This is a genomic window from Chloroflexus sp., assembly GCF_034435895.1.
Classification (GTDB): domain Bacteria; phylum Chloroflexota; class Chloroflexia; order Chloroflexales; family Chloroflexaceae; genus Chloroflexus.
The window spans coordinates 1-16581 of record NZ_DAOTWH010000163.1; the positions used below are offsets into that span (position 1 = coordinate 1).

Genomic DNA, 16581 nt, shown 5'->3' on the forward strand with positions numbered 1-16581 from the left:
CCGACCGGCCCGCCACTGCGCCGCCGACTACTATCATCCCGCCCGACCGGCCCGCCACTGCGCCGCCGACTACTATCATCCCACCGGAGCGCCCCGCTGCGCCGCCCACCCCACCAGTCATTCCGCCCGCCCAAAGCGCCGGCAGTCCGCCCGATCCTTTCATACCGCCACCGCCATCGTATGGGATACCGGCCAGCAGTTCCCCGCCGTACCAAATGCCAGCGAGCGCCGAGATCCAAGCCACCCCTCCGAACAACAAGCTCGTCTGGTTACTGATTGGCGGTATCAGCTTGCTGCTGCTCATCTTTATTGGCGCATGCGTCTTTATCGTGATCTCACTGTCCTCGTTTAACATCAACAACGTGACCGGTACATCGACCCCTGTGGTCGTAGAGCCTTCGACGAGTGGTGGAGGCGCAGTGGGTTCCGTGATTAGCGGCGAAATTGTTTTCCGCGATGATTTCGAGAACCCAGCAGACAGCAACTTAGGCGCGAGTGAAGGCAGCAGCGCGCGCTACGCTTACGAGCAGGGAGACTACGTTATCGAAGTCAAGGAACCGGAGCTGCTGGTGTGGGCACTGGTTGACGGCAGTTATCGCAATGTCGTGATCGAGACAAGTTATTCCATCCCGCGCAATAGTCCGGGTGGGGCCGCCGGATTGATCTTTCGCTATCAAGACGAAGACAACTTCTACCTGTTTAGCGTCTCGAACGACGGTTACTACGCGCTCGAGCTGCTGGAAGACAACCAGTGGGTGACGATCATCGACTGGACGCAGCACGAGGCCATCAACCCGGAAAACAACCGTATGCGGGTTGAGCTGCGCGGCGACGAGATTACCCTATACGTCAACGACCGTCGGCTCGAGCAGACGCGCGATCCGACCTTTACCCGGGGCGAGGTTGGGTTGGCAGTGACCAGTTTCGATGAGAGCGGGATCATCGTGCGCTTCGACGAAATCACAATCCGGGAGCGGTAGCTACATTGCGGTTCAATGCCGTCGCCGTAGGGGTAGCGCGGGACCAAACTCCTACGGCAACGGCCACAACGGCAATTGGCGAGCTGCGGCACGCCCATCGAGCAACACAAACGGCGCCGCCCAATTGACATTCACGCCAAACTGGCGCAAATCGCCGAGATCGCGCAAGCGCTGCTGGCGGCGAGCAGTGAGGATGCGATCAGCGCTGCGCGGGCCAATGCCGGGCACACGCAGCAGTTGCTGGCGCGAGGCAGTATTCACTTCAACCGGTTCGTGCAGATAGCGCGCTGCCCAAGCTTGTTTGGGCGTACAATCGCGCGGCAGATGACCCTGCTCGTCAAACGGCAGCTCAGCTACGGTAAAGCCATACTCGCGCAGCATTGCCTCAGCCTGATAGAGGCGGGCGGCGCGGATGGGATCCTCAGCGGGCAGGTCACTAAACGGAGATCGTTCGATGGGGTGAAAGGCGCTGAAGTAGCTGCGACCGAGCTGGATCGTCTGCTGAGCGTATGCGACAGTATAGAGCAACTCAGCATCGCTTTCGCCGGCGGCGCCGACCACGAATTGGGTAGTGATCGAGCGGGCCGCTGGTAAGCCGGCAGCGCGCCGCTGTTCGATCACTTGCCGCGCCCACGCCAACCGTTGCCACATTGCCTCGGCAAACTCCTTTTCGGGGGCTAGCATACGCAACCGGTCTTGATTCGGCGCTTCGAGATTGAGGCTCACCCGATCGGCCAATGCCACCGCTCGCTCGATATACTCAAACTGCGCTCCCGGAATCAGCTTGAGGTGGATATAACCGCGAAACCCCTCGCGCAAGCGCAACTGCTCGACCGTGGCCAGCATCCGCTCCATCGTGGCGTCGGCATCCGGCACAATCCCCGACGAGAGAAATAAGCCTTCAGCTCGCCGCTGTTGGTGTAGATGGACAAACACGGTCGCTAGTTCGTCGGGTTTGAAGGTGGTGCGGCGGCGGCGCATAGCGCAGGAGGTAAAACAGTACGGACAGCTAAACCGGCATGCATTCGTTTGCAGCACCTTGAAGAGCCGGATCGAACCGCCACCCGACCGTTGCGCGTCGTAGAGAAAACCGGTGGCATGCGTGATCCCTTGCCGGACACTCGCGGTCAGCGGCGGATCGGCGATCTCATCGGTGGCTTCTTGGCTGAGCGTAGCCAGTTTTTGCTGCAGATCCGGCTCGACGACAACTAGGGGCGGCATCGATACCTCCTTGTTAGGCATCCTTATTATAGAACATTTGTTTAATATTGACAAGAAAGCGAGCCTATGCGCCTTGAGATATGGTTGCTGCCGCCAAGAGAAGCATGCGACTCCCTCCCCTAGCGGGTGCGAATTCAAGAGCGGACAGGGAACCCGGCCCTGAAGGGCCGGGCTATGGTTACGAAGCCCGCTGCGCGGGATGATGGCTATCACCCCCCGGCCCCCTGCCAGAGGTTTGTACCGCAGGGGTCGCAGAGGGCGCGGAGGATAGCGGGGACACAAGCGCGCTTGATCTCTGCCACTAAACCCTTGGCGTGCTTTACGCTCTCGGCGGCTTTGCGTTGAGAGCCTTTGCGCCTTTGCGGTCGCCCTCACCTCCTAGCTCCCGCTCTCGCTAGGGACAAGGGTGCTTACTCCTTCCCCCGCCGGGGCAGGTTGGGAGGGGGACAATCAGGTGAGCGGGGCAGGGGAAAAACGCAAAGGCTCAGAGAATGCAGAGGGCGCAAAAGGTGTTGGGGAAGCGCCGCCGCTTCTGTTGTCATTGCGAGCCGCCGGAGGCGGCGAAGCAATCTCCCCCACGAGCGGGAGCGATGCACTCAGGCATATCATTCGCTGCAGGAGGGGATTGCTTCGGGCGCTGCGCGCCCTCGCAATGACATCATGCCTCCCTCTGTCCGTCATCTGCGCTCTCGGCAGTAACAAACACCTCCCACCCCTTGCCCCTCAACCTGCTAGGGGAGGGGAATAGCCACCAAAAGACCCAAGAAGCACGAAAAATTGTTATGGTTTGGCGTCTTTCGGTGGCTATTCTCCTGCGACTTGGCTTTACTTTAGCCCTCACCCCCCGGCCCCCTCTCCCACCTCACGGCGGGAGAGGGGGAGCGATTTGCTCCCTCCCCCGGAGGGAGAGGGCTGGAGTGGGGGCTGTATCCCTCCTAACGCCATAACCACTTGATAAGCTCATTCTGGCATCCTATAATAAAAACAGGTCTACAATATAGACTGGTTTGCAAAAGGTAAACGACGAACCCGGTTCCTGATCTCGGCCAGCGCACCCGGCGCTATTGGATGATCGACGGTTTGCCGGAACTGCTGATCGGCAGCATCTTTCTATTCACCGGATTGGTCCAGTTTGTGCCGCTGGTTGCGCCGCCAACATCGCCGGCTGGGCCAATCTCTTGCTGCCGCTCGCGCTGATCCCGCTGATCCTGTTGGGCAGAAGGATCCTCCACGCGCTCAAGATGCGCATCACCTACCCGCGCACTGGCTGTCGCTTATCGCCAACCGCCACGATGGCAACGCGCGCTCGGCGGGTTGGCAGGAATCGGGGTAGGCATCGCGTTGGTCAACCTCACCTTTAATGTCCAGCTTGCAGTAGCAGTGATGCCGGCGCTGACCGGTTTTACCTTGGCCGCCGGATTGGGCTATCTCGGCGCGTATCTCGGCATGCGGCGCTGCTACGCCTTAGCTGCGTTTGTGGCGACGGTTGGCATTCTCATGGACTGGATGCCAATTGACGGTTTTCTCGGCGCGAGTCTGGTGATCGCTGCAGCAGGCGCGTGGATGCTGATTGCCGGCAGTGTCACCCTCTACCACTATCTCCAACACACCCAGATCGAGGCATAACGATGAAATTCCAGATGCACCAATTGGCCGGCCTTGATCGTCTTATCCACGAGCCGGCGCGCCTGATGATCATGGTGCTGCTCTATACCGTTGAGAGTGCCGATTTTCTCTTCTTGCAGCGCGAGACCGGTCTCAGCAAAGGGAATCTTTCGGTTCATCTCGCCAAGCTCGAACAGGCCGGTTATGTGCGGATTGAGAAAACCTATCGTGGCAAGTTGCCATTGACCCTCTGTTCGTTGACCGAGACGGGTAGGGAAGCCTTTCAGCGCTACCGGCGCAGTTTACACCATCTGATGGCTGCCACCGGCGATAGTGATGAGCCGCCAACTATGACGCCAGCGCCGGTGGGGTAGAGAGTGGTGGCCGGTGAGGAGCTAGCCGATCGGAGGCGCATGATGAACACGTTCGCCATCCGCACCCAGCAACTGACCCGCACCTTTGGTCCGGTGCGAGCAGTTGACCAATTGACGCTTGAAGTCCGGCAGGGTGAGATTTTCGGCTTTTTGGGACCAAACGGATCGGGCAAGACGACCACGATCCGGCTGTTACTGGGTTTATTGCAACCCGATGCCGGCCAGATCGAGGTATTGGGCTTGCCGGTTCCACAGCGCGCTACTGAGGTGCGCGCGCGCACCGGTGCGCTGCTTGAAGCACGCTGGCTTGTACGAACGCCTGAGCGCCGCTGACAACCTCGATTCCTACGGGCGCATTTGGCGGATGCCGGCAGCCGAACGCAACCAACGCATCCACGAATTGCTGGCATCGCTGGGGTTGTGGGAACGGCGCAACGAACAGGTCAAGACGTGGAGCCGCGGTATGAAGCAGAAGCTGGAGATCGCGCGCGCGCTCTTGCACCGGCCCCAACTCATCTTTCTCGACGAACCGACCGCCGGCCTTGACCCCATTGCCGCCGCCTCGCTCCGCGACGATCTGCGCACGCTGGTTGAACGGGAAGGGGTGACGGTCTTCCTCACCATGCACAATCTGGCCGAAGCCGAGAAGCTTTGCCACCGGGTCGGGATTATCCGGCAGGGCCGGCTCTTGGCGCAGGGCAGTCTTGCCGAGCTGCGCCACCACGAGGCGCTACACCTTGAAATGATCGGGCGCGCCTGCACACCGCACGTCGTAACGGCCCTCCAATCCCAACCGGCTGTGAAGCGAGTAGAAGCCAACGGCGCGCGCCTGCACATCGAACTCGCCGCCGCGAGCGATCCGGCGCCGCTGGTGAAGCTGGTGATCGAGCACGGCGGGCAGGTCGAAGAAGTCCATCGCAGCAACGCCAGCCTCGAAGAGGTCTTCCTGACCTTGATGGAAGAGGAGGAGGCCCATGCTCACTGACATCTGGACGGTCATGCGCAAAGAGTTGCAAGAGGCGTTCAACCTCGGCGATCGGGTCGGCAAGTTTGGCCTTCTCTTCATGATTTTCTCATTCGGTATCTTATTGCCATGGCAAATGGGCAGATCGTGGGTCGAGTCGCCAATCACGCTTGTCTACTGGAGCTGGGTGCCGCTCTTTCTGGTCAACGCGGTCGTGGCCGATTCATTTGCCGGCGAACGTGAACGGCACACACTGCTCGCCAGCCGGCTGCCCGATCAGGCGATTTTATTCGGCAAACTGCTAGCCGCGTTAGCGTATGGGGTCGGGCTGACATGGGCAAGCCTACTGGTAGGGCTGGTCACCATCAACCTCTTTCACGGCGAAGGACGCTTGCTCTTCTACCCGCCAGCGGTAGCGTTAGGCGTGATCGGCATCTCATTGCTCAGCGGCGGTCTCGCTACCGGCGCGGGAGTCTTGGTATCGCTGCGGGCAAAAAGCGTGCAGCAAGCCACGCAAGTGTTGAGCATCGCCATCATGGCGCTGATCTTCATACCTACGTTTGGCCTACAGGCATTGCCGGCAGCGTGGCAAGAACGGCTGTGGAATATAGTTTCCGGCTGGAATGTGACGCAGGCGGTGCTGGTTGCAATCGCGGTATTGGCGGCGCTCAACGGTGGGTTGATCGGCGCGGCGCACCGTTTCCAGCGGGCGCGGCTGATCGCTGAGTGAGGCTGTTGGGGGGATTTGTGCCGCCGAGGGCGCAGAGGATGATCCCATCCCACATATCTTGCGTTCTTTGCGGTCAGAATTATTGGCTCCACCCTGCTGGGAATGGGGCATAGCCACCAAAAGACACAAGAAGCACAAAAAATCGCTGGGGTTTTTGCGTCGTTTGGTGGCTACTCCACTGCTGCTTCGGGTTAGCCCTCACCCACCAATCCTCTCCCACCTCACGGCGGGTTCAAGGGCGGACAGAACATCTGTCCAGCACCCGGCCCTGAAGGGCCGGGCTAGGCTTACGAAGCCCGCTGCGCGGGCTGCTGACCCCACCCCCAGCCCCTCCCTCGCTGGGGGTGGGGGCGGAATAGCCACAAAGAGACACCAAAAGCACGAAAAAAACGTTGTGGGGTTTGCGTCTTGTGGTGGCTATGCTCTTGCGCCTTGGCGGTTGCCCTCACCACCGGCCTCCTCTCCCACCTTGCGGCAAGAGAGGGTGAGCCGCTGTGTTGCCGGCACAGCCCGCTCAATCGAACGCGATGATCGCCCCTCTCCCGCGTTGCGGGAGAGGGGTAGGGGGTGAGGGTGAACCATCACCCGCTTGCCGCCTGTCATTGCGAGGGAGGGGCGGCCACCCCGCGCAGCGGGGCGCTGCCCGACCGAAGCCATCTCCCGCTTCGGCGGAAACCGACCCTCAGCGGTTCGCTCTCGCGCTCGCGGGAGATTGCTGCGCTGCGCTCCGCTCGCAATGACAGCGGACGAGCGCGAACGGCGGCTGAGGGGGTTCTTACCGGGCTCGCGGGAGATTGCTGCGCTGCGCTTGCCAACAGGCCCGGTTGTCATTGCGAGGGAGGGACGGCACCCAGCCGTGCTGGGTGCCGTCCGACCGAAGCAATTTCCCCGATAGCGGAACGAACCGGCTCAGGTAGGCTGGGCAGAGACCCCGACCCTGAAGGGCCGGGCTACCATGACGAAGCCCGCTGCGCGGGCTAGTTGAAGTTGTACCGCTGAGGGCGCAGAGGACGTGGCGGATGATCGCATTCCAAATATCTTTGCGCTGCTCTGCGTTCTCCGCGTCTTTGCGTTAACCCCCTCTGCGCCTTTGCACTCTTTGCGCCTTGGCGTTACCCCGTTTCACCGCAGCGAGGCCGGTTCGGTAATACCGGCGAGGATACGGCGGGTGCGTTCGCGGTCGTGGTAGGCGGCTTGGACGGTAGCCATCAGCTCATCGGCGGCAAACGGCTTGCGAAGCACCGCATACGCACCGCTCGCCGCCATTGCCGCTACCTGATCCGGTTCAATCTGGCCGGTAAATAGAATGACACTAGCGACCGGGTCGTAAGAGCGCAAGACATTGAGCAACGTGATCCCATCAAGTTCTGGCATCACCACATCGCTCAGCACCATATCAAACTGGTTAGCGGTATAGATAGCGACCGCCTCGGCGCTATGAGCGCAATAGGTGACACAGTGGCCGGCTCTTTCCAACAACTCAATTAATCCGCGGGCCGCCGCTTCATCGTCGTCGATGACGAGTAGGTGAAGTGAAGGAATCGGCGCCGGGGCCGCATCGGCGGGATCTTCCTGCACGATCGGCAAGCGGATGGTCATAGTCGTCCCCTTGCCCACCTCGCTCTCGACCTCGAAGCGACCGTTGTGATTTTGGATAATCCCATACGACACTGCCAACCCTAAACCAGTGCCCGACTGGTTGCCGGTAGCATTTTTCGTCGTAACAAACGGCTGAAAGATCTGGCGACGGATGGATTCGGGAATGCCACAGCCGGTATCCTCAACTTGCAACACAATCCAGCCTTGCTCTGCCTTAAGCGTGACTGTCAGGATGCCACCCTGCGGTTTCATTGCATCACGAGCATTGGTGAGCAGATTGAGGAAGACCTGCGCAATCTGGCCAGCATCACAGATCGTTAGCGGCACCGCCTCGATCTGGCGCACCACCTGAATACTGTGTTTGCGTAATTCAATCTCCATCAAGGTGAGCGTACCATCAATCACTTCACGCAAATCCGACAGCTCACGCTGCGACTCACGCCGGCGGGCGAAGGTGAGCAGACTGCCAGTAATGCTGCTCCCGCGCTTGCAGGTGTCGAGCACCACCTTTAGGGCCTCATTTTTCATTTCAACCTCGTCGTCGGCTAACCCTAATTGGGCATAGCCGAGCATCCCAGAGAGCAGGTTGTTAAATTCGTGCGCAATACTGGTAGCGAATGTGCCAACGGCAGCCAGCTTCGCCGACCGGCCCAACTCGATCTGCATTTCTTGCCAGCGGCGAAAGAGGCACGCGTTTTGAATCACGGCGGCAGCGTGGCGGGCAAAGGCGGCCAAGAGGCGTTGTTCATCCTCTTTGAGGCCGCGCACCTGCTCAAACGCTAGACAGACGGCGCCAAGCGGTTGCTGCTCATCAAATAGCGGCAAGAGAATGATCGCTTGCCAAGGTGATTGTTCGGTCAACGCAGCTACCGGCGCTAGTGTCTGCACGTGCTGGTCGGTAAAAAGCGTGACGCGCCGCCGTTCGAGAGCAAACTCGTAGTCGCGGGGCAACGGAATAGGTTGCGGCCCCACTCCTTCGGTCGGCGCCGGCAAATGGTGCGACGCAACCAATTGCAGATTGCCATGCTCGTCGTACAGCGTCACCCATGCGCTATCCGCTTCCATCAGCGCATTTAACCGCTCGCCGAGCAGATTGAGCATCGTTGGCACATCGCGGCTCGCCATCAATGAGATAACCAGACTTTGCAGATGTTCGCTTTGGCGTGAGAGGGATAACAGCCGGGCGTTGACTGTGCGCAGTTGGGCATCGGCAATGCTTAACGCCTCTTCGAGTTTGTGCTGGCGGCGCAAACTGATCTGCACCATTGCTAGCGGGGCGATACCTAGGGCAAAGGCCCACACCTCCTGCTGCCAGAGGATAGCCAGCATCCCACCCAAGGGGGCAAAGATGAGCGCATACCAACCGGCATCGTCGAGACGCCAGCGCAGCGCCGCCGGCAAGGATTCCCCCGTGACCGGCGCGATCAAGCTCGCGCTTGCCACCCGTTCGATCAAATAGACAACCAGTCCGCTGCCGATCAACCCAATCAGCGCCGATGGCGAAGCAATGGTTGTGCCATAGGTGTGCTGTTGGACAAAGATCATCAACACCACGCTGCCGGCAGTTAAGGCGATCCAGCGCATCGCAGCCAACGAGATCGCCTGCCACCATGGCGCTGCGCGCGCTAATGCGCCGGCCACCGCGCCAATAGCCACGGCGAGCAGAAACAGCGGCCACGGCAAAATGATCATCGCAGCAATGAGCAAGACGAGCGTTACGGCAAGCGGACGATCATGCTGGCGCACGATAGTCAGCGCTTCAAAGATGGTCAGACCGAGCGCAAAGAGGATCATAGCCAGCCACGTACCCACATCGAGCGGGGTAGCCGGCGCTAAGAGCCAAGATATCGCCCCCACGAGGATAGCAGCGCTCCACAATCCGATCAGCGATCCGCGCACGGGCGACGGAATGGTGTGCATGAAGGCGTCTCCTTGTAGCGCGCCGTTGCCTATCCTAAAAGGAGGCACTGGTGAGGCAGCACAGCGGCTGTCGGCTGGCAAGCTGCCTGCGCCTATCGCCGGTCGCTAAAGATATTTTATACCTTTTGTCGTACTAAACGTGGGCAAAGACCAGATTGGTATATACGTAATTATATTCGCAGCTCGTTCCTCGTTGGATGCGAACAAGATGCGCGTGCCGAAGGCTCAACGGCCGCTGCCGGGGTTAAGCGGGCAAGCGCACGCCTTGTTCCGTGATCACTAACAACCCATCACGGGCGAGATCACGCACCAGTTGTTGAAGCCATTCTTCATGGTCAACCGTGAAATCAGGCCGCACTTGCCGGCCCAGTTCGGATAGGGGCAACGCCGTATCGGCAGGTAAAGCGCGCAGCGCGGCGATAATCCGGCCCCGGTACCAGCGGCGCGACCCGATGAACGGTTCAGCAGGGCGCGGCTCGGCAACCCGCTTGAGCGCCGGCGCCGCCATCGTTTCAGCCAAGGATTCATCAGCAGCAACTGCGGTAGCATAAGCGCGGCAATACCGGCGCAACGGGCAACGCCAGCACGCTGGGCTAGCAGCAGTGCAAATCAGCGCACCCAGCTCCATGATCGCCTGATTCCACGCCCAGCCTTGCCCCGGCGGAATCAGTGCCGCGGCGTGGGCCAGCAATTCGGCCTCAGTAGCTGCTGCGTGGTCAGGGCCAACGCAAAGCCGGCGCACCACGCGCCGGATGTTCGTATCGAGAAAGGCGACATCGTGCTCGAAGGCAAAGCAAGCGATTGCGCCAGCGGTATAGGGGCCAATGCCGGGCAACGCGCGCAAGGCGGCGACCGAATCCGGCACCCGCCCACCGTGGCGGGTGACAATCGCCTGCGCTGCTCGTTGCAAATTGACGGCGCGCCGGTTGTAGCCAAGCCCGGCCCACAACCGGATCACCTCGGCAGTGGGTGCGGCAGCAAGAGCTTCGATGGTAGGAAAGGCAGCGACAAACGCCTGATACTTCGGAAGGACCCGATCAACCTGCGTCTGCTGAAGCATCACTTCGGCGACCATGATTGCATACGGATCGCGGGTGCGTCGCCATGGCAGGTCGCGGGCCTCGTTGGTAAACCATTGGAGCAGGTCAGCACGGATGGCGTCGATCATCTCCAATTGTTGCTCGGCTAGGTCTTGCGATAGACATCAAGCACATCGGGAATGCGGTTGATCTTCTCGATCAGCGGCGAGAGCTGGGCCATTGACTGGAGCGAGACGGTGACATTCAACACCATCCGGCCATTGGCGCGCGGTTTGCCATGATTGACTTCGGTGATATTAATGCCGGCCTCGGCGATCACATTGGAAATATCGCGCCACAGGCCAACCCGATCCCACGCTTCAATCCGTAACGGCACCGGGAAGGTCTGGTTTGTCACCGCACCGTTGCCCCAACAGACCGGCATGAGACGGCCTCGTTCAGCTTCACTTAGATGTTGGAGAGTACGGCAATCGGCGCGATGAACGGTGACGCCACGGCCACGGGTGGTAAAACCAACGATCGGTTCGCCAAAGATCGGATTGCAACAACGAGCGATGCGCGATGGGATTTTGCCAGTGCCGGCAAGGCAAATCTCACCGCTCGCGCTTACCTGCGCCATTGGTTGGGTGGGGCTAGGTACAGGAGCTGGCGCAGGTGCGGGAGGCGCTTGACTATCAAGTAATTTCTCGACCAGCTTGCGCTCGTTGATATCATCAACCCCGATTTGGTAGAAGAGATCCTCTACCGAGCGCACCGAGGGGCTGGTCAGCTCAACCAGCTTCTCAAAACTCACGTGGGTGAGACCGACGCGCCGTAGTTCTTTCTCCAGCATCTCACGCCCAGCGGCGATATTCTCTTCGCGCTCGAGCCGGCGGAAGTAGCGCTTGATATGGTTTTTGGCCGAAGGCGTCTTCACAATCCGCAGCCAGTCACGGCTAGGGCCGCGCGGCGTCTTCGAGGTCAGAATCTCGACAATCTCGCCGTTGCGCAGCTCGTAGGTAAGCTGCACCATGCGATCGTTGACTTTCGCGCCAATACAATTATGCCCCACTTCCGAGTGGATGCGGTACGCGAAATCGATTGGCGTCGAGCCTTCGGGCAGGTCGATAATCTTGCCTTTGGGCGTAAAGACAAAGACGCGCTCTTCAAACTCAGCGCGCAGCATATCAACAAATTCGCTGTCGGTCGTCTCGTTGCGCCACGTAATCAGCTCGCGCAACCAGCGAATCTTGTTTTCGTAGTCTTTGTCGCTGCGGGTGTTGAAGCCTTCTTTGTAACGCCAGTGAGCAGCAATGCCGTGCTCGGCCTCTTCGTGCATCTTCCGCGAGCGGATCTGCACTTCGCAGTGAACGCCTTCGGGCAGGATGACCGTGGTGTGGATCGAGCGGTAGGAACTCTCTTTGGGGGCGGCAATGTAATCATCGAACTCTTGCGTCACCGGTGTCCAGTTCATCTTGCTATGGACAACACCGAGTGCCCGGTAACACTCCCCCACTTCATTGTTGGGATCATCAACAATAATCCGCACCGCGAGCTGGTCATAGATCCGCTCTAACGGCACCCCTTTGCGCTCCATCTTGCGCCAGATCGAATAGATATGCTTCGAGCGCCCGGTCACTTCGGCCTTTATCCCTTCGCGGACCAGCGCCTCTTTCAACTGGGCAATCACGCGCTGAACGATGCGGTCGCGCGCTTCTTTCCGCATCGCCAGACCTTGGGCAATCTCTTTGTAGCGATCGGGCTGGAGGGTCTTAAACGCGAGATCCTCGAGCTCCGACTTCATCTGCCACATGCCGAGGCGGTGGGCCAGCGGCGCGTAGATATCGAGCGTCTCGCGCGCGACACGCTGCTGTTTGTGCGGCGGAGTGGCGTGAATGGTGCGCATATTGTGCAGGCGGTCAGCCAGCTTGATCAACACCACCCGCGGATCATCAGCCGAGGCGATAATCAGTTTGCGATAGGTACCGGCCTGCACCTCTTCTTTGCTCTTGTTCTCGTACCCTGAGAGCTTAGTCACGCCATCGACGAGATTAGCGACTTGCTTGCCGAAGAAACGCTCAATCACCTCGATCGGCACGCCGGTATCTTCGACCACATCATGCAGCAGCGCCGCGGCGATCGATTCGGTATCGAGGCTCAAATCGAGCAAAATCAGGGCAACCTCAATCGGGTGATCAAGGTAGGGCTGGCCTGACTGGCGGCGCTGGCCTTCGTGGGCCACAGCGGCGAGCGCATACGCGCGGCGAATCAGATCAAAATCGGCGGAGGGAAGATATTCGCGGTGGCGGGCAATGAGGGCTTCGACCGAGGGCGAGAAATAGGCATGGATGAACGCATCTTGCACCGTCTCGAGCGAGGATTGGCAGCCACGCCGCTGCTGCTGCTCGACGATGGTGAACATGACTTTGTGCTTCAGCAATTCAGAGGCAAGAGGGGGGAGTTCGTCACTCATCGCCGGACTGTCTGGCATATCTGCAATCAATTCAACCGTATGAGCGGTAGCAGTTACATCTTCCATAGTAGCCGCTCCTGTTCAGGCAGGCTATGTGCCGCCGATCTGTCGCCTAGCTGGCCAGATTACGCGCGGATAGCGGCGCAGCTCCGAGACGGCAATGCCAGTATATCGCATTCATCGGATGGTATGTCACCACCGTTGTTCAATAGCATTTCGGGCAAGTTCAAGCGAAAGCAGGTTCGTAATCGGCTTGCTCGGCAACAGCAAAATAATCACTGATGATACGACCTTGATAGCGATCGAAGTAGCTGATCAAAAACGCCCGGCGTGCAACGCCAGGCCGCATCCAACCACTGAGCCGATCATCCGCGATCGTAACGCACGTTATGTCTTTATTATGTAGGATAACACTCGCGGGTGGCAATGTCAAGCTGCGTCATTTGAATGTGCGATTCATTGTATAATCAAATATCTCACCCATAGGACTCAGTGATGTGAGGGAGCTATATTCTATGGATCTCAACCTGAACCATTTCCCCTACCCCGGACGGCGGGTGCCGGTCGTAGCCGAGCGCGGCGTGGTGGCGAGCAGCCATCCACTGGCGTCGCAGGCCGGGATGCAGGTGTTGCAAGCCGGCGGCAATGCGGTTGATGCGGCGGTTGCGACGGCGGCGGCATTGACGGTGCTCGAACCGACCTCGAATGGGTTGGGGGGCGATGGCTTTGCCCTGATCTGGGCCGGCAATACCCTGCATGGCATTAATGGATCGGGCGCGGCGCCAGCCGCCTTGACTGCCGAGGCGCTGGCCGCTGCCGGCCATACCGAGATGCCGGTGCATGGTTGGTGGCCGGTGACGGTGCCGGGAGTGGTGCGGTTGTGGAGCGATATGCACGAGCGGTTTGGCCGCTTGCCGCTGGCGCAGGTGCTGGCGCCGGCGATTGCGTATGCCGAAGAGGGTGCGCCGGTGCCGCCGATGGTGGCCTATTTTTGGGCGCGGGGGGTGGCGGCGGCCCATGCCCGCACCGGCCCGGAGTTTGCCGGTTTTCTGCCTACCTTTAGTCGCGATAGCCGCGCTCCGCGCCCCGGCGAGCGGTTCGTAAGCCCCGGCCATGCCCGCACCCTGCGTCTGATTGCCCGTCACGGCGCGGATGTGTTTTACCGTGGGGAAATTGCCGCCGCGATTGACCGCTTTGCGCGCGCTACCGGTGGTTTGCTGCGGGCCGAGGATTTGGCGGCCCATCGGTCAGAGTGGGTGACGCCGATCACGATGCAGTATCGCGGCTATACTGTTCACGAGATTCCGCCGAACGGGCAGGGGATTGCGGCGTTGATGGCGCTCGGCATCCTTGACCACGTTGATCTGGCCCGGTTCCCCCGCGAGTCGGCAGCTGCTTTTCATTGGCAGGTTGAGGCGATGAAGTTAGCGTTTGCCGATGCTTTTGCCTATGTAGCCGATCCGGCCAAAGCGTCGGTGCCGGTTGCGCAGATGCTCGACCGTGACCGGCTGGCGGCGCGCAGCCGGCTGATCGGTGAGCGAGCCCAAGACTATGGCCCGGCGGCGTTGCCCAAGGGCGGCACGGTCTATTTTGCGACGGCTGACCGTGATGGTATGATGGTGAGCATGATCCAATCGACCTATATGGGTTTTGGGTCGGGGGTCGTGGTGCCTGAATATGGCATTGCGCTGCACAACCGCGGCTGCGGGTTTGTGGTCGATCCCAGCCATCCCAATCACGTTGCGCCGGGTAAGCGCCCCTTCCATACCATCATTCCCGGCTTTCTCAGCAAAGCCGGCGCGCCGATCGGCCCCTTTGGCGTGATGGGGGCGCATATGCAGCCGCAAGGCCACGTGCAGGTGGTGGTCAATACCCTCGATTATGGGATGCATCCGCAAGCGGCGCTCGATGCGCCACGCTGGCGCTGGGAACGCGACGGGACGCTGCGGCTCGAACTCGAAACGCCGCGCCACGTGATCGAGGGGTTGGCGGCCCGCGGCCATCAGGTGGTGGTCGAGAGCGAGTTGGGCGGCTTTGGCCGCGGGCAGGCGATTTGGCGCTTGCCGAGCGGCTGCTACATTGCCGGCACTGAACCGCGCTGTGATGGTTTGGCGGTTGGATGGTAACAGATAGAGCGCATTGCGTAGATAGGGAATGCCGCGCTATGACGACACGCAGAGCAACGCTGTTTGACCTCTTGCGCGCCGGCGCCGAAGGCGACCCGGCCTTGATCGCGCCGGGAGGGCCGGTGTGGACGTTTGCCGATCTGCGCGCGCAGGTCGGCCAGTTGGCCGAATGGTTGCAAGCCCACGGCTTGGGACGGGGAGACCGGATCGCGATCGCGCTCGGCAATGGCCCGGCGATGGCGATAGCCTTTCTCGCCGCGGCGACGGCAGCCACCGCTGCGCCGCTCAACCCCAAATACCGCCGCGACGAGTTTGCCTTCTACTACGAAGACACCAATGCCCGCGCGCTGATCGTGGCTCCCGGCGAAGGCGATGAAGCGCGGGCCGCGTTGCGTCTTGGGATGTTGTTAATCGAGGCGACGCTCGACACCGATGGCCGCTTGGTCTTCAGCGCCGCTGGCGAGGCCAGCCCGCCGCGCCACGATGGCTGGGCCGACGCCGATGATGTGGCGATGATCCTGCACACCAGCGGCACCACCAGCCGGCCCAAACGGGTGCCGATCCGCCATCGCAATTTGGTTGCTTCGACCGCCAACATCATTGCCACCTACCAGCTCAGCCCTGCCGACCGCTCGCTCTGCGTGATGCCGCTGTTCCACATTCACGGCATCGTCGCCTCGCTGCTCAGCCAACTGGCGGCGGGTGGCGCGGTCATCTGCCCACCCGGCTTCGACGGTCTCAAGTTCTGGAGCTGGGTTGAACAAGCGTGGCCAACGTGGTATTCGGCGGTGCCGACGATGCATCAGGTGCTGCTGGCCCGCGCCGAGCGCAATGCTGCGATCATCGCCGCCAACCCATTTCGCTTCATCCGCTCGTCGAGCGCACCGCTACCGCCGGTGGTCATGGAGCGGATGGAGGCGGTGTTTGGCGCGCCGGTGATCGAGAGCTACGGCATGACCGAAGCCTCGCACCAGATGACCTCGAACCCGTTGCCACCCGGCCAGCGCAAACCCGGCTCGGTCGGGATCGGTTTTGGAGTGGAAGTCGGCATCATGGACGAAAACGGCAATTTGTTGCCGGCAGGGGTGAAGGGTGAGGTGGTGGTGCGCGGGCCGAATGTGGTTGACGGCTACGAGAACAACCCCGAAGCCAACGCAGCGGCGTTTGTGGATGGCTGGTTCCGCACCGGCGATCAGGGCTATCTCGATGACGATGGCTATCTGTGCTTGACCGGCCGGATCAAGGAGCTGATCAATCGTGGCGGCGAGAAGATTTCACCGCTTGAGATTGACGATGTGCTGCTGCGCCACCCGGCGGTTGCCGAGGCGCTGGCCTTTGCGGCGCCCCACCCGACCTTGGGCGAAGAAGTGCATGCAGCAGTGGTCTTGCGCGAGGGGATACAGGCCAGCGAACGCGAACTGCGCGATCACTGCGCCCAGTGGTTGGCCGATTTCAAAGTGCCGCGCGTGATCCATATCCTGAGTGCGTTGCCACGGGGCGCGACTGGCAAGCTGCAGCGGATCACGATGGCCAAGACGCTGGGGTTGGCGTAGGCAAGGTGTTGCTATGG

13 protein-coding genes are annotated in these 16581 nt (G+C 60.6%); 8 read left to right on the forward strand and 5 right to left on the reverse strand.

Features of this window, described 5'->3' with window-relative positions:
• The coding region (locus U9R81_RS09635; RefSeq protein ID WP_322495266.1) for a zinc ribbon domain-containing protein at nucleotides 1–980 on the forward strand (980 nt) is incomplete at its 5' end.
• Nucleotides 981–1031: 51 nt separating this feature from the next.
• Here the strand turns inward: U9R81_RS09635 and U9R81_RS09640 are convergent.
• Nucleotides 1032–2201 carry a radical SAM protein gene (locus U9R81_RS09640; RefSeq protein WP_322495267.1) on the reverse strand — a complete coding sequence of 390 codons (1170 nt, stop codon included), beginning with the start codon at nucleotides 2199–2201 and terminating at the stop codon, nucleotides 1032–1034.
• 1061 nt (nucleotides 2202–3262) lie between these two features.
• Nucleotides 3263–3433 (reverse strand): hypothetical protein, encoded by a 171-nt coding sequence (locus U9R81_RS09645; RefSeq protein WP_322495268.1) that lies wholly within the window; start codon nucleotides 3431–3433, stop codon nucleotides 3263–3265.
• 82 nt (nucleotides 3434–3515) lie between these two features.
• On the opposite strand from U9R81_RS09645, the gene U9R81_RS09650 reads away from it, so the two are divergent.
• From U9R81_RS09650 to U9R81_RS09670, 5 genes are read left to right on the forward strand one after another with little or no spacing between them, the layout of a single operon-like run.
• Nucleotides 3516–3827, forward strand: a complete 312-nt coding sequence (locus U9R81_RS09650) for a hypothetical protein (RefSeq protein ID WP_322495269.1) — start codon at nucleotides 3516–3518, stop codon at nucleotides 3825–3827.
• A gap of 2 nt (nucleotides 3828–3829) precedes the next feature.
• On the forward strand, nucleotides 3830–4180 hold the full coding sequence (locus tag U9R81_RS09655; RefSeq protein ID WP_322495270.1) for a transcriptional regulator: 351 nt from the start codon (nucleotides 3830–3832) through the stop codon (nucleotides 4178–4180).
• A 39-nt stretch (nucleotides 4181–4219) separates the two neighbouring features.
• Entirely contained in the window at nucleotides 4220–4513 is a 294-nt protein-coding gene (locus tag U9R81_RS09660) for an ATP-binding cassette domain-containing protein (RefSeq protein WP_322495271.1), read from the forward strand.
• The gene (locus tag U9R81_RS09665; RefSeq protein WP_322495272.1) at nucleotides 4488–5165 is read left to right on the forward strand and encodes an ABC transporter ATP-binding protein; all 678 of its coding nucleotides are present in this window, start codon (nucleotides 4488–4490) and stop codon (nucleotides 5163–5165) included. Before U9R81_RS09660 ends, U9R81_RS09665 begins: the two co-directional genes overlap by 26 nt.
• Nucleotides 5155–5874, forward strand: coding sequence for a hypothetical protein (locus U9R81_RS09670; protein WP_322495273.1), 720 nt, complete (start codon nucleotides 5155–5157; stop codon nucleotides 5872–5874). Before U9R81_RS09665 ends, U9R81_RS09670 begins: the two co-directional genes overlap by 11 nt.
• Before the next feature lie 1122 nt (nucleotides 5875–6996).
• Here the strand turns inward: U9R81_RS09670 and U9R81_RS09675 are convergent.
• From U9R81_RS09675 to U9R81_RS09685, 3 genes are all read right to left on the reverse strand, one after another.
• Nucleotides 6997–9393, reverse strand: coding sequence for an ATP-binding protein (locus U9R81_RS09675; RefSeq protein WP_322495274.1), 2397 nt, complete (start codon nucleotides 9391–9393; stop codon nucleotides 6997–6999).
• A gap of 244 nt (nucleotides 9394–9637) precedes the next feature.
• Entirely contained in the window at nucleotides 9638–10561 is a 924-nt protein-coding gene (locus tag U9R81_RS09680; RefSeq protein WP_322495275.1) for an A/G-specific adenine glycosylase, read from the reverse strand.
• A 17-nt stretch (nucleotides 10562–10578) separates the two neighbouring features.
• Complete coding sequence (locus tag U9R81_RS09685) at nucleotides 10579–12951, reverse strand: bifunctional (p)ppGpp synthetase/guanosine-3',5'-bis(diphosphate) 3'-pyrophosphohydrolase (RefSeq protein ID WP_322495276.1); 2373 nt, start codon at nucleotides 12949–12951, stop codon at nucleotides 10579–10581.
• 449 nt (nucleotides 12952–13400) lie between these two features.
• Between U9R81_RS09685 and U9R81_RS09690 the strand changes: the two genes are divergently transcribed.
• Both U9R81_RS09690 and U9R81_RS09695 read left to right on the forward strand, forming a co-directional pair.
• The gene (locus U9R81_RS09690; protein WP_322495277.1) at nucleotides 13401–15011 is read left to right on the forward strand and encodes a gamma-glutamyltransferase family protein; all 1611 of its coding nucleotides are present in this window, start codon (nucleotides 13401–13403) and stop codon (nucleotides 15009–15011) included.
• A gap of 38 nt (nucleotides 15012–15049) precedes the next feature.
• Nucleotides 15050–16564, forward strand: a complete 1515-nt coding sequence (locus tag U9R81_RS09695) for an acyl--CoA ligase (protein ID WP_322495278.1) — start codon at nucleotides 15050–15052, stop codon at nucleotides 16562–16564.
• The last annotated feature ends 17 nt before the right edge of the window (nucleotides 16565–16581 follow it).

What these genes read in the sequence shown, in the direction of transcription:
- U9R81_RS09685 (WP_322495276.1), bottom strand. Translation starts at nt 12,951, where the DNA reads ATGGAAGATGTAACTGCTACCGCTCATACGGTTGAATTGATTGCAGAT.
- U9R81_RS09660 (WP_322495271.1), top strand. Translation starts at nt 4,220, where the DNA reads ATGATGAACACGTTCGCCATCCGCACCCAGCAACTGACCCGCACCTTT.
- U9R81_RS09670 (WP_322495273.1), top strand. Translation starts at nt 5,155, where the DNA reads ATGCTCACTGACATCTGGACGGTCATGCGCAAAGAGTTGCAAGAGGCG.
- U9R81_RS09680 (WP_322495275.1), bottom strand. Translation starts at nt 10,561, where the DNA reads ATGATCGACGCCATCCGTGCTGACCTGCTCCAATGGTTTACCAACGAG.
- U9R81_RS09695 (WP_322495278.1), top strand. Translation starts at nt 15,050, where the DNA reads ATGACGACACGCAGAGCAACGCTGTTTGACCTCTTGCGCGCCGGCGCC.
- U9R81_RS09640 (WP_322495267.1), bottom strand. Translation starts at nt 2,201, where the DNA reads ATGCCGCCCCTAGTTGTCGTCGAGCCGGATCTGCAGCAAAAACTGGCT.
- U9R81_RS09690 (WP_322495277.1), top strand. Translation starts at nt 13,401, where the DNA reads ATGGATCTCAACCTGAACCATTTCCCCTACCCCGGACGGCGGGTGCCG.
- U9R81_RS09675 (WP_322495274.1), bottom strand. Translation starts at nt 9,393, where the DNA reads ATGCACACCATTCCGTCGCCCGTGCGCGGATCGCTGATCGGATTGTGG.
- U9R81_RS09655 (WP_322495270.1), top strand. Translation starts at nt 3,830, where the DNA reads ATGAAATTCCAGATGCACCAATTGGCCGGCCTTGATCGTCTTATCCAC.